The sequence below is a fragment of the Armatimonadota bacterium genome, from assembly GCA_013314775.1.
GTDB lineage: Bacteria > Armatimonadota > Zipacnadia > Zipacnadales > JABUFB01 > JABUFB01.
Genome location: JABUFB010000006.1, coordinates 137,452 through 150,400 on the forward strand (window position 1 = coordinate 137,452; position 12,949 = coordinate 150,400).

Annotated in this window: 10 protein-coding genes; 1 reads left to right on the plus strand and 9 read right to left on the minus strand. The window is 63.3% G+C overall.

The window, feature by feature from the left end; all coding sequences use genetic code 11:
- The first annotated feature begins 857 nt into the window (after positions 1 to 857).
- Positions 858 to 2,216: a TrpB-like pyridoxal phosphate-dependent enzyme gene (locus HPY44_06290; GenBank protein NSW55604.1), complete on the plus strand. Its 1,359-nt coding sequence runs from the start codon at positions 858 to 860 to the stop codon at positions 2,214 to 2,216.
- A gap of 86 nt (positions 2,217 to 2,302) precedes the next feature.
- On the opposite strand, the gene HPY44_06295 is transcribed toward HPY44_06290, so the two are convergent.
- The 9 genes from HPY44_06295 to dnaK form a co-directional block, all read right to left on the minus strand.
- Positions 2,303 to 3,022, minus strand: a complete 720-nt coding sequence (locus HPY44_06295) for a rhomboid family intramembrane serine protease (protein ID NSW55605.1) — start codon at positions 3,020 to 3,022, stop codon at positions 2,303 to 2,305.
- Between the two features lie 54 nt (positions 3,023 to 3,076).
- Entirely contained in the window at positions 3,077 to 4,723 is a 1,647-nt protein-coding gene (gene groL / locus HPY44_06300) for a chaperonin GroEL (GenBank protein NSW55606.1), read from the minus strand.
- Between the two features lie 85 nt (positions 4,724 to 4,808).
- Complete coding sequence (locus tag HPY44_06305) at positions 4,809 to 5,132, minus strand: co-chaperone GroES (GenBank protein NSW55607.1); 324 nt, start codon at positions 5,130 to 5,132, stop codon at positions 4,809 to 4,811.
- Positions 5,133 to 5,558: 426 nt separating this feature from the next.
- Complete coding sequence (locus HPY44_06310; protein NSW55608.1) at positions 5,559 to 8,003, minus strand: AAA family ATPase; 2,445 nt, start codon at positions 8,001 to 8,003, stop codon at positions 5,559 to 5,561.
- Positions 8,004 to 8,329: 326 nt separating this feature from the next.
- A complete protein-coding gene (locus tag HPY44_06315) occupies positions 8,330 to 8,698 on the minus strand; it encodes a MerR family transcriptional regulator (GenBank protein ID NSW55609.1) in 369 nt (122 codons plus the stop codon).
- 25 nt (positions 8,699 to 8,723) lie between these two features.
- The gene (gene dnaJ / locus HPY44_06320) at positions 8,724 to 9,842 is read right to left on the minus strand and encodes a molecular chaperone DnaJ (GenBank protein NSW55610.1); all 1,119 of its coding nucleotides are present in this window, start codon (positions 9,840 to 9,842) and stop codon (positions 8,724 to 8,726) included.
- 42 nt (positions 9,843 to 9,884) lie between these two features.
- Positions 9,885 to 10,307 carry an Hsp20/alpha crystallin family protein gene (locus HPY44_06325; GenBank protein NSW55611.1) on the minus strand — a complete coding sequence of 141 codons (423 nt, stop codon included), beginning with the start codon at positions 10,305 to 10,307 and terminating at the stop codon, positions 9,885 to 9,887.
- Positions 10,308 to 10,359: 52 nt separating this feature from the next.
- Positions 10,360 to 10,740, minus strand: coding sequence for an Hsp20/alpha crystallin family protein (locus HPY44_06330; GenBank protein ID NSW55612.1), 381 nt, complete (start codon positions 10,738 to 10,740; stop codon positions 10,360 to 10,362).
- Between the two features lie 189 nt (positions 10,741 to 10,929).
- The gene (gene dnaK, locus HPY44_06335; protein NSW55613.1) at positions 10,930 to 12,798 is read right to left on the minus strand and encodes a molecular chaperone DnaK; all 1,869 of its coding nucleotides are present in this window, start codon (positions 12,796 to 12,798) and stop codon (positions 10,930 to 10,932) included.
- Between the last annotated feature and the right edge of the window lie 151 nt (positions 12,799 to 12,949).

Consider the following 12,949-nt stretch of genomic DNA (forward strand, 5'->3'; position numbering starts at 1 on the left):
GCGACTCCCGGCATCAGCCGGCGCCGCAGGGTATCGTCCGGTGCATTGAGGGATACAGCAAGCTCCGTTGCCAGACCCTCCTGCGCGTACCTGTGGATCATCGGAGCTACGCCCGCCGTGGATATGGTGATGCGGGAGGGCGACATGCCGAAAGCCTGCGGATCCACGAGCCTGCGCACAGCAGCCACCGTATTCGCGTAGTTGTGGAAGGGCTCGCCCATCCCCATGAAGACCACGTTCGAAATGGGCTCGCCCAGGCCGCGCAAGGTCACGAACTGCTGGATCATTTCCGCCGAGTCCAGGCTGCGCTCGCACCGCATCTGCCCGGTTGCGCAGAAAGCGCAGCCTACCGCGCATCCCACCTGCGAGGACAGGCAGGCCGTGTATGTCCCGCCCATGTGGATGCGCACGCATTCCACTTCGCCGCCGCCGGGCATGGGCAGCAGCAGCTTGGTGGCGTCGCGTCCAGTCGAAATCGCCGCCGGCTCGATTGGGCCGATACTGAAGGCCTCACTCAGCGTCTCCCGCAGCGCGGCAGGCAGGTTCGTCATCACCGAGAAACTCGGCGCGTTCTTGCCGTAGGCCCACTCAAATATCTGCTTCGCGCGAAAAGGCTTCTCACCGCGCTCACGCAGCCAGGCCGACAGCTCATCAATATTCAGATCGTACAGGCACTGCTTCATCAGGTTTCGCGGTCCTGGATGCACCATGGTGGCATCAGCGCCAAATTGCGCGCAGTAATCCTCTCAGATGATGTATAATCTGTCAATTCGCCAGGTTGGAGAGCTTGAGCGGATCTGCCGGAGAGCAGGCTTCTGGAGAGCCCGACCCAAACCACCGAACAGGAGGACGTACCGGTGAGCGAACGCAGGATTGACTTGCCCGTCAGCGAGTTGCCCGACAAGTGGTACAACATCCAGGCAGACCTGCCCAGGCCCTTGGACCCGCCGTTGCACCCGGGAACCGGCCAGCCGATCGGCCCCGAAGATATGGCGCCGCTGTTCCCCATGGCATTGCTCGAGCAGGAGATGAGCCCTCAGAAATGGTTCGAGATCCCCGACGAAGTCGCGGAGATCTACAAGCTCTGGCGGCCGTCCCCTGTCTACCGGGCTTACGCGCTGGAGAAGGCTCTGGACACCCCGGCACACATCTACTACAAGCTCGAGGGAGTCAGCCCGGCGGGAAGCCACAAGCCGAATACCGCCGTGGCGCAGGCCTACTATAACAAGCAGGAAGGCATCACCCGAATCACTACCGAGACCGGCGCCGGTCAGTGGGGCTGCGCTCTTTCCATGGCCTGCCAGATGTTCGGCATCGAGTGCGTCGTCTACATGGTGCGCATCAGCTACGAGCAGAAGCCCTACCGTCGCTTGATGATGAACACCTGGGGTGCGACCTGCTATCCCAGCCCCAGCGACCGCACCGCTTTCGGGCGCAAGATCCTCGCCGAGACCCCGGACTCCCCGGGTTCGCTGGGCATCGCCATCTCGGAGGCCATCGAGGACGCCGTGGCCCGGGAGGACACCCACTACTCTCTGGGCAGCGTGCTCAACCATGTCATGCTGCACCAGACCGTCATCGGCCTGGAAGCCAAGAAACAGATGGAAATCGCAGGAGAGTACCCGGACGTGGTGATCGGCTGCCACGGCGGCGGCTCCAATTTCGCCGGCCTCAGCTTCCCCTTCGCCCATGACAAGCTGGTGGACGGCAAGCCGGTACGCATCATCGCATCCGAACCCACCGCATCACCCACCCTCACCCGCGCGCCCTACGCCTATGACTTTGGCGACACCGCAGGCATGACCCCGCTCCTGCGCATGTACACCCTGGGCCACGGGTTCGTGCCCGCGCCCATCCACGCCGGCGGTCTGCGCTATCACGGCGCTGCCCCGCTGGTGTCCTTGCTGGTGAACGAGGGCGTCATCGAGGCCCAGGCATATCACCAACTCGAGTGCTACGAGGCCGCGGTCTTGTTCGCGCGGACCGAGGGCTGGATTTCGGCACCCGAAACATCTCACGCCATCCGGGCGGCTATCGTGGAGGCCGAGAAGGCAAAGGAAGCCGGCGAAGAGCGAGTCATTCTCTTCAACTGGAGCGGCCACGGGCTGCTGGATCTGGCGGGCTACGATGCCTACTTCTCCGGAAAGTTGACCGACTATGTCCTGCCGCAGGAGGACATCGACGCATCCGTCGCCGAACTGCCGGGACCGAAGTAGCCCCGCCTCCCACCCGGTCAGCATAACCACGAAGGGCGAGGGGTCACTCCCTCGCCCTCATCGTATCTGCCGCTTCGGGGTTTGTCCTACAGGTCCCGCACGTCCATCTCAATGATCCGGGGCAAGGGGCGCTTGCGCGGCCTGTTCATCCCCCGCGCGATGATATACCCCGTCACGAACCCGCCAATGTGCGCCCAGTAGGCCACCGCCGCACCTGGCCCGAGTATACTCCCCAGGCCGGCGAACAACTGAAGCACAAACCACAGGAAGATGAAGAAGCCCGACGGGATCTCCAGGATCGTGATGAAGATCACCAGCACCACCAGCGTCCGGATTGACGCCCCGGGCACCAGCACGAAATAAGCGCCCATCACCCCGGCGATCGCACCGCTGGCGCCCACCAGGCCCCGGTCAAGCAGCATCGGGTTCACCAGGAGCCCGAACACCGCCGACAGGCTGTGCGCCAGCGTGGCAACGATCCCGCAGAACAGGTAGAAGATCAGGTAGCGGATATGCCCCATACGGTCCTCGACGTTGTCGCCGAAGACCCACAGAGCCAGCATGTTCGAACCGATGTGCAGAAGACCGCCGTGCAGGAAGATGGAGACGAGAAGCGTCTGGAACGCGAAGGCAGGCCCGACCGCCAGTAGCTCTCGCGAAAACAGGTAGGCAGGCTTGAAGGCCATGCGTTCCGCGAAGCCCCGGTCCACCCACTCGTACACGAACAGGGCGATACAGACGAGTATGATCGCAACATTGACGTAGGGGACGCTGCGCGAACGGATGTTGTCGGATAGGGGTATCATTGAGGTGAGGGGGGAGGGGACGGGTTAGCCGTCCCCTCCTGTGCAGATGGAACGCTACATCATGCCGCCCATGCCACCCATGCCACCCATGCCACCCATATCGGGGGATGGTGTCGGCGGCTCTTCCTTCTCGATCTCTGCGAGAATGCTCTCGGTGGTCAGCACCATGCTGGCGATGCTTGCGGCATTCTCAAGCGCCGAGCGGGTGACCTTCAACGGGTCGGTAATCCCGGCCTTGATCATGTCTTCGAACTCGCCGGTGACTGCGTTGAACCCTGTCTTCGCGCCCTTCTTCAATGCCTGGGCGACGATGACCGAACCCTCGAAGCCGCCGTTCTCGGCGATCATGCGCATCGGCTGCGCCAGGGCGCTGCGGATAATCTCCACACCGATCTTCTCGTCCTCGTCGGTGACTTCCAGCTCATCCAGCGCCGCCGCCGAATGCAGGAGAGCTGCGCCGCCGCCGGCGATGATACCCTCCTCCACCGCTGCGCGGGTAGCCGACAGCGCGTCCTCGAACCGGTGCTTCTTCTCCTTCAGTTCCGTCTCTGTGGCTGCGCCGACCTCGATAACCGCAACGCCGCCCGACAGCTTGGCCAGGCGCTCCTCGAGTTTCTCGCGGTCGTAGTCGGAATCCGTCTCGGCGATCTGTCGGCGAATCTGCTCGATGCGGCCCTTGATGGACGCGGGGCTTCCCGCACCCTCGACGATGGTGGTATCGTCGGCGGTCACGGTAACGCGGCCCGCCCGGCCGAGCTGATCCAGCCGGATGCTGTCAAGCTTCAGGCCGAGGTCCTCGGTGATGAAGGTCCCGCCAGTGAGGATCGCGATGTCCTCGAGCATGGCCTTCCGGCGGTCGCCGAAACCGGGGGCTTTGACTGCTACGGCGTTCAGCGCACCGCGCAGCTTGTTCACGACCAGGGTCGCCAGTGCCTCGCCCTCCACGTCTTCGCAGATGATCAGCAGTGGACGCCCGGCCTGAAGCACCTGCTCAAGCAGCGGGATGATGTCCATCGCGACGCTGATCTTCTTCTCATACAGGAGGATGTAGGGCTCCTCGAGCACCGCCGAGAGACTTTCGCGGTTGGTCATCATATACGGGGACAGGTAGCCCTTATCAAACTGCATCCCCTCGACAAGTTCCAGCCGGTCCTCGATACTCTTGGACTCCTCGACGGTGATGACCCCGTCCTTGCCCACTTCGGTCATCGCGTCGGCAACCATCGCGCCAATCAGCTCGGAGTTCCCCGCGATCGATGCCACATTGCGCATTTGGTCCGGGGTCTTGACCTCAACGGCCATGCTCCGCATCTTCTCGATAGTCGCGGCTACTGCCTTGTCCATCCCGCGCTTCACGAACATTGGATTGGCTCCGGCGGCAATGGCCTTCAGGCCCGCCCGGAGCATGGACTGCGCGAGAACCGTGGCGGTGGTGGTTCCGTCGCCTGCCACGTCGTTGGTCTTCGACGCCACTTCCTTGAGAAGCTGGGCGCCCATGTTCTCGAACCGGTCCTTCAGCTCGATCTCCTTGGCCACCGTCACACCGTCCTTGGTGATGGTGGGGGACCCGAACTTCTTCTGCACCAGGACATTGCGGCCGGCTGGTCCAAGCGTCACCTTGACCGCATCGGCAACGATGTTCGCACCGCGCTCCAGCGCCCGGCGCGCACTCTCGTCGTACAGTATCTCCTTGGGTGGCATAACTTCACCGTCTCCTTGTGGTCATCTCTTCTGCACACCACTCACTCGGCCACGCGCGAGATCCGCCGGCCATTACGGGGGCAGATTACTCGTCGTCTTCGAGCGTGGCGTAGATCATGTCGGCGTCGATGATGATGAGTTCCTCACCATCCGACTTGATCTCGGTTCCACCGTACTTCGCGAACATCACGTGGTCGCCTTCCTTCACGTCAGGCGCCACTAGGCTGCCGTTGTCCAGACGGCGACCTTCTCCCACTGCAACGACGATCCCGAACTGCGGCTTCTTCTTCGCGCTTTCGGGCAAGTAGATCCCGCCCTGGGTGGACTCTGCCTCGTCAGGGCGCACAAGAACGCGGTTGCCTAGAACTTTGAGAGCCGTAATGCGCACCTCCCTTCGTTTTTTCTGCAGCCCCTATTGCAGCAATTGAGAGCGGGCGGCAAGCGCCCGCGTCGAGCCTCATGCCGGCCGGCAGCACTCACGCCGGGTGCGTAATCATACCCGTTTTGGCATCCGCATGCAAGCTCTTAGCACTCCCATGCGGCCAGTGCTAACACGCCCCAACCCGCCCCATCTCGCGATGCCTTTTGTCAGGTCACTTCCCGCTTCCTTCGCCCCCGCCGAGGGCGAACAGCACACCGATTGCGGCGCCCATCAGGACGGCCACCACCGGATTGCTGGTCATCGGTCACCCGCCTCCTGCACACGCCGAGGCTCTGTGCAGACCGTAGCCCACCGCAGCACCGATTATCCCCGCAAGCACAACCTTCATCCAGAGCAAGCTACCACATGCCTTTCATTCGGTCTCTTTCTTGCGTGCGACACTGACAGGGGGCCTCAGCCCTCCTGCCCCTCCGCTACCACCAGGCGTAGCTTGATGGCGCCCTCCTGAGCATCCACCTGGATGGTGTCGCCTTCGGCAAACTCGCCCCGCAGGATCGCGCTGGAAATCGGATTCTCCACCTGTTTCTGGATCACCCGCCGCAAGGGTCTCGCACCGTATGCCGGGTCGTACCCCTCGCTCGCCAGCAGCCGCCTCGCCGCATCCGTCAGCTGCAGCGACATTCCCCTCTGCTCCAGGGCCTTCCTCACCCGCTCCACCATCAGGTCCACGATCTCCAGTATCTCGGCTTCAGTGAGTGCGTGGAAGACCACGATCTCGTCGATCCGGTTCAGCAACTCCGGCCGGAACACGTCCCGCAGCGCGGCCACCACTTCGTCGCGCATTTGCTCATAGTGCTCCTGGCGTCTCTCCGCGTCCCAGTCAGGCTGGGGCGGGCTGATAAACTGGCTGCCCACGTTCGAGGTCATGATCAGAACCGTGTTGTTGAAGTTCACAACACGCCCGGTGTTGTCAGTGAGCCGCCCGTCCTCAAGAATCTGCAACAGTATGTTGAAGACATCCGGGTGCGCCTTCTCAATCTCATCCAGCAGGATCACCCGGTACGGCCTGCGCCGCACCGCTTCTGTGAGCTGCCCGCCTTCCTCATAGCCCACATACCCCGGGGGCGCGCCGATGAGCCGCGACACTGCGTGCCGCTCCATGTACTCGCTCATGTCGATGCGAACCATGGCATCCTCGTCGTCGAACAGGAACTCGGCAAGCGCCTTGGCAAGCTCGGTCTTCCCGACCCCGGTCGGCCCCAGGAAGATGAAGGAGCCGATCGGCCGCCGCGGATCGCTCAGACCGGCGCGCGAACGCCGGATCGCTTCGGAGATCGCCACCACCGCCTCATCCTGTCCCTTCACCCGGCGATGCAGCCGCTCTTCCATGCGCAGCAGCTTCTGCGCTTCTTCTTCAAACATCCGCGTGACCGGGATACCGGTCCATTCCGAGACGATCTGCGCAATGTCTTCGGCATCCACCACATCGTCCAGTTGCTCCACCCCGGCCCACTTCTCTTCCGCGACAGGTAGCCGCGCCGTAAGGTCGTCGATCTGCGCCTTGATCCGGTGTGCTTCCTCATACCGCCCCTGCGCAGCGGCATCCTGGCCCTGTTGGGTGAGTCGCTGGATTTCCTCCCGGATCGCTTCGGGCTTCGGTGGCAAGTCGTAGGTCTCGATGCGCAGCTTGCTCGCCGCCTCGTCCACAAGGTCGATGGCCTTGTCCGGCATCTTGCGGTCGGAAATGTACCGGTCCGACAGTTGTGCCGCGGCCAGCAGGGCCTCGTCGGATATGCGCACCCCGTGGTGCTCCTCGTACCGCGACCGCAACCCTTCCAGGATCTTCACCGTGTCCTCGACACTGGGCTCGTCGACGAACACCGGTTGGAACCGTCGCTCCAGCGCCGGGTCCTTTTCGATGTTCTCCCGGTATTCATCCAGCGTGGTCGCGCCGATGCACCGCATCTCGCCCCTTGCCAGGGCCGGCTTGAGCATATTCGAAGCATCCATCGCGCCTTCGGCAGCCCCGGCGCCAACCACCGTGTGTATCTCGTCGATGAAGACGATGATCTCGCCCTGCGCGGCGCGGATTTCGTCGATAACGCCCTTCAGCCGCTCCTCAAACTCGCCTCGGTACTTGCTCCCCGCCACCATGCTCGCCAGGTCCAGCGCAACCAGCTTCCGGTTCTGCAGCATCTCCGGCACGTTGCCGCTGACGATTTCCTGTGCCAGCCCCTCCACCACCGCGGTCTTGCCAACCCCCGCGTCCCCGATAAGCACCGGGTTGTTCTTGGTGCGTCGCGACAGCACCTGGATGAGCCGCTTGATCTCCTTCTCGCGCCCGATCACCGGGTCCAGCTTGCCCTCTCGCGCCAGGGCCGTCAGGTCCCGCGAGAATCGCTTCAAGGCTTCGTACTTGGACTCGGCGCCCGCGTCTGTCACTGAGTGGCTCCCCCGCAGGCCCTGCAGGGCCTTGAGGGTAGTCTCGATGGTGACTCCCGCCGAGGTGAGTATTCGCGCTGCCGGGGTCTGCCCGTCCTCGAGGATCGCCAGAAACAAGTGCTCGGTGGCGATGAACTGGTCGCCAAAACGCTGGCACACTTCCCACGCCTTGTCGAAGATCCGGCTGGTGTGCGGGGTTATGTAGATCTGCTGGGTGTCTCCGCCGCCCACCTGCACCTGGGGCCGGCTGCCCAGCTCGCGCTCAACCTGGTGCGTCAACCGGTCGACATCCACGCCCTGTTCCGCGAGAATCCGCGGAACCGTGCCTTTCTCTTGCTCCAGCATCGCCAGCAGGATATGCTCGGCGTCCAGTTGGTTGTGCTTATACCGCTGCAGCAGTTGCTGGCTGTGTGCAACGACTTCCTTCGCTGCGTTGGTCAATCGCTCGAAATCCATGGGTTCTCACTTCGCTTCGAAGCCCTCGCTCGCCACCGCGGGGCATGTGTCATGGGTCGCTGTTACCGATCGCGTCTTCGTTCTCGCGCAGCAGTGCCGGCGCCTCGTGCGCCCGGTCCTCTGGAACCATCACACGCATCGGAGCAATCCTCGCTCCGCTCACGTACGCCCCGAGGGTGAACGTCGGAATGCTGTGCACGGGGATTCCGCTCGCGCGCAGCTTGGCCGCTGCAGGATCCGCGTTCGTGTCGCCGAAGCCCGGGCTGAAACCAGCCTCCTGTACCCAGCCCACCGGCCCGGCCGCTTTTTCCTGCTCCCCTGGGGGCTCAGAATTGCCTCGGCTGCTCCTCAGTCTGAATCTCAACGCGGACTCCACGGCTTGCCGGCAGGCTCTTCGGGCCATGCTCGATCAGATCCCGCAGACGTTCGATCTCCATCTGCTGCTGCTCGATCTGATCCAGCAGCTTGAGCACGATTTCCACCCCGGCCAGATTCACCCCGAGTTCCTGGGTGAGCCGCTGGATCTGCCCGAGTCGCTCGATATCGCGTTGGGAGTACAGGCGCACATTGCTCCGGGTGCGCCTGGGGTTCACCAGGCCCAGCCGCTCGTACGTCCGCAAGGTCTGGGGGTGGCACTGAACCAGCCGCGCGGCCACACTGATGTAGTACACCGGCTCGTCATTGGCGTGCGTCATATGTTACCTCCACATCCAGGTCGTCTCACTTCAAAGTCGTCGGCAGGTCCGCCCGCGGATCCTCATCCGTCACCCGCTCCAGTTCCTCCAGAAGCTCCCGCTGCTCCTTGCTCAGGCGCCGCGGAGGGACGATGGCCACGCGGACGAACTGGTCGGCGCGATTGCGGCTTCCAGGTATCTGGGGTCCCTGTCCGCGCAGCCGGAACTTCTGACCGCTCTTGGTCCCGGGTGGGATCTTCAGACTCACCTGGCCGTCAACCGTGGGCACACTGATCTTGGCACCCAGGGCCGCCTCCGTGAAGGATATCGGGACCTCGACCTCCACATCATCCCCCACGCGTTGGAAGAACGGGTGTTCCTGCACCTTGATTTGGAGGATCAGGTCGCCATTTGGGCCGCCATTGATGCCGCGGCCACCCTCGCCGGCCAGCCGGATCTTGCTCCCGGTCTTGACCCCGGGCGGCACCTTCACCTTGATCTGCCGCTCCCGCAGGACCTCACCGCCGCCCCGACATTTCGGGCACTGAGATACGACCATTTCTCCGGTTCCCTGGCAGTGCGGGCAGGCCCCCGCCATGCCGAAGATCCCGCTGCGCGCGCTCTGCCCCGTGCCGCCACAGGTGGGGCAGGTCTGGGTCTTCCCGCCGACACCGCCGCACTCGGGGCAGACGTCCGCGATGCTCAGGTTGAGCTCTTTCTGGGTTCCGCGTACGGCTTCGGCGAAGGTCAGCGTCAGCTCGTGCGCAATGTTCGCGCCACGTTGCGGCTGGGGCTGCACCCGCGCTCTTTGCCTTCCCGACGACCGCCCGAAATCCCCGAAAATACTGCCGAAAATCTCCTCGAATGTCCCCGCTCCGAAGTTGGTGTACACAAAGTCCCGGACGTCGCCGCCCTGCCACTGCCCGCTTTGCTGGGCCTGTTGCCAGGCGGTCCCGAACTGATCATACTTCCTCCGCTTTTCCGGGTCGTTGAGCACCTCGAAGGCCTGGCTGATCTGCTTGTACTTTTCTTCAGCCGCCTTGTCCCCCGGGTTCACGTCGGGGTGATACTTGCGCGCGAGCTTGCGGTACGCCTTCTTGATTTCATCCGGAGACGCATCTCGCCGCACGCCAAGCAATTCGTAGAAATCTACTGTCGCGTCCATAGGATCTCGCCGCTGTATTTCGTTGTTTCGCGCTCCATCCGTCTACCCGTTCTCGACCCGGATTGGAACCTCCACCGGCCCCTTCGGCCTTGCCTCCAGACGCCCCACCTTCACCGTGAGCACGCCCTGTTTCAGACTCGCGGACACCTTCGACACATCCGCATCCGAGGGCAGCGGAATGACCCTCGCGAAGGACCCGGCCTTCCGCTCTGACCTGAGCAGCCTGCCCACAGGCGGTTGCCTCTTACCCGCCACCCTCAGCACGCCCTCGTCAGCCACCACGCGCACGCTCTCCGCGGTCACTCCGGGGACGTCGCACCGGACGATATACTCGTCAGCCGTCCGCGTGACGTCGGTCGGCGGCGCGAATGACGGGGCCGCCGGCCGCGACTTGCCTGCCGCGATAGCGTCCCGGAAAACCCGGTCGAATTGCTCCTGCAATTCCAGCACATCACCGAAGCGCATGTCTCACCGCCTGCCATCTCTTCCTGGCCGATTCATGCTCCGCAGGTCCGCCTCACCGCCGCGCCACCACTGTCAGCACGCCCGCCTCCAGGGCCGCATTGACCTCTGAAGGCTCGAAGGCCAGGCTGAAGGACCTGGAAAACCTCCCCGCCGGCCGCTCAGCCACCAGAAACTGCTCGCCCTCACCGTCGCGTTCCCGCATGCCGTCAATCGTCAACACGTTGCCGTCGAGCACCACATTGATGCTCTCCCGGGTCATTCCGCAGACCTCAAGCTCCACCACGATGCCATCTTCGGTGGCGCGGATGTCCGCTGGCGGCGTCCACCGCCGGCCAACCGGAGCAGGCTGGACCGGGAAGGCCTCGTCCAGTAGGGATCGCAGCCGAACTCGCAGCCGGGCAATGTCCTCATATCGCCGATCCAGATAGGCCACGTCGCATCACCTGCTACCCCTGACTTGGGGGACTGGCATCCCAGCTCGCGCCGTGTGCGAACTTGATGCCAGTGCCCCATGCACAGCGACTCGTTGCTTCATCGTGCCCACCCACGCCGTCTATTGCAGAGCGGGCCCCGGCATCCAGGTCCGAGCCTCACCCGGACCTGGTGCCTGTACCCAATGCGGCTACTTGTCTTCCGCCTCGAACTCGCCCTCGATCACGTCGTCACCCACTGAAGACGCATGAGGCGCCCCTGTTGCCGCAGGTCCCGGCTCAGGCGCGGGTCCGGCGCTGCTGGCCTGCTCATACATCCGCTGGGACACTTGCGAGAACTCCTGGTTCACCGCATCGATAGCCGCCCGGATCGCCGCCGCGTCCTCACCTTTCACACTCTCGCGCAGGGCCTCGATCTTCTCCTTGATCGCGGTCCGGTCGGACTCGGCAACCTTGTCCCCAAGCTCATTCAGCGTCTTCTCCAGCTGGTAGGCAACCTGGTCGCCCTGGTTGCGGGCGTCTGCCAGTTCTTTGAACTTCTTGTCCTCAGCCGCGTGGGCCTCGGCCTCCTGCACCATCCTCTTCACTTCTTCGTCTGACAGCTGGCCCGAGCCGGTAATGGTGATCGACTGCTGCTTGCCTGTGGCCTTGTCCTGGGCCGACACGTTCAGGATGCCGTTGGCGTCGATGTCGAAGGTGACCTCGATCTTCGGCATGCCCCGCGGAGCGGGTGGGATGCCCGTGAGGTGGAACCGACCCAGAGACTTGTTCTGGCTGGCCCGCGGACGCTCGCCTTGCAGCACGTGCACCTCAACCGTGGTCTGCATGTCGCTTGCGGTACTGTAGGTGCGGGTCTCCCGGGTCGGAATATTGGTGTTGCGCTGGATCACCGGGTCCATGACGTCGCCCAGCGTCTCCACTCCCAGCGTCAGCGGGGTAACGTCCATCAGAACGATGTCCTGGGTCTCGTCACCCGAAAGCACTGCCGCCTGGATCGCAGCGCCAACCGCCACAACCTCGTCCGGATTGATGCCCTTCTTCGGCTCCTTTCCGGTGAGCTTGCGGACCATCTCCTGCACCATCGGGATGCGGGTCGATCCGCCCACGAGAATGACCTCATCCACCTCGCCGTACTTCAAGCCCGCTTCCTTCATGGCGTCCTCAACCGACACCTGGGTCTTCTGCACCAGGTCGCCGATCAACTCCTCGAGCTTCGCCCGAGTCAGGGTCATCTCCAGGTGCTTCGGGCCCTCACCATCCACAGAAGTGATGAAGGGCAGGCTGATGGAGGTGGTCACCTGCGAGGACAACTCGCACTTGGCCTTCTCCGCCGCTTCCTTCAGCCGCTGGAGCGCCTGCCGGTCCTTGCGCAGGTCAACGCCGTTCTCCTTCTTGAACTCCTCCGCCACGTAATCGATGATCCGCTGGTCGAAATCATCCCCGCCCAGGTGGGTGTCCCCCGACGTGGCAAGCACCTGGTACGCATCGCGCTCATCAGTGCCAACTTCGATGTCCAGGATTGAGACGTCGAAAGTCCCGCCACCCAGGTCATAGACCATAATCGTGGCTTCCTTCTTCTCCGTGGTCTTCCAGCCGTATGCCAACGCCGCCGCCGTCGGCTCGTTGATGATGCGCAGTACTTCGAGCCCGGCGATCTCCCCCGCTTGTTTGGTGGCGGTGCGCTGAGTATCGTTGAAATATGCGGGCACCGTAATGACCGCTTGCTTTACCGGCTCGCCCAGGTACGCCTCGGCGTCTGCCTTGATCTTGGACAGGATCATCGCCGAAATCTGCTCGGGCGTATAATCCTTGCCGTCAATCGTGGTCGTGTGACGGGTGCCCATCACGCGCTTGATCGAGCTGATGGTGCGCTCCGGGTTGAGGATCGCCTGACGCTTGGCCGTCTGGCCAACAAGGCGCTCCCCGGTCTTCGAGAACGAAACCACCGACGGGGTGGTGCGGCCGCCATCGGAGTTCACGATGACAGTGGGCTCCCCCGCTTCCACAACCGCGACACAGGAGTTCGTCGTGCCTAGGTCAATTCCCACCGCTTTTGCCATGGATGAACACACCTTTCCGGACTGACAGAAAGTGAGGGCACGCGCCACAGCGATACTTGGTCGCGATGCCCGGCGTCAGGCGAGTCAACGCTCGCTCCATATCATGCCCGGATTATAAATGTTGAGTGTATTACTGTCAAGGTTATTGATA

What these genes read in the sequence shown, in the direction of transcription:
- HPY44_06295 (NSW55605.1), bottom strand. Translation starts at nt 3,022, where the DNA reads ATGATACCCCTATCCGACAACATCCGTTCGCGCAGCGTCCCCTACGTC.
- groL (NSW55606.1), bottom strand. Translation starts at nt 4,723, where the DNA reads ATGCCACCCAAGGAGATACTGTACGACGAGAGTGCGCGCCGGGCGCTG.
- HPY44_06310 (NSW55608.1), bottom strand. Translation starts at nt 8,003, where the DNA reads ATGGATTTCGAGCGATTGACCAACGCAGCGAAGGAAGTCGTTGCACAC.
- HPY44_06315 (NSW55609.1), bottom strand. Translation starts at nt 8,698, where the DNA reads ATGACGCACGCCAATGACGAGCCGGTGTACTACATCAGTGTGGCCGCG.
- dnaJ (NSW55610.1), bottom strand. Translation starts at nt 9,842, where the DNA reads ATGGACGCGACAGTAGATTTCTACGAATTGCTTGGCGTGCGGCGAGAT.
- HPY44_06325 (NSW55611.1), bottom strand. Translation starts at nt 10,307, where the DNA reads ATGCGCTTCGGTGATGTGCTGGAATTGCAGGAGCAATTCGACCGGGTT.
- dnaK (NSW55613.1), bottom strand. Translation starts at nt 12,798, where the DNA reads ATGGCAAAAGCGGTGGGAATTGACCTAGGCACGACGAACTCCTGTGTC.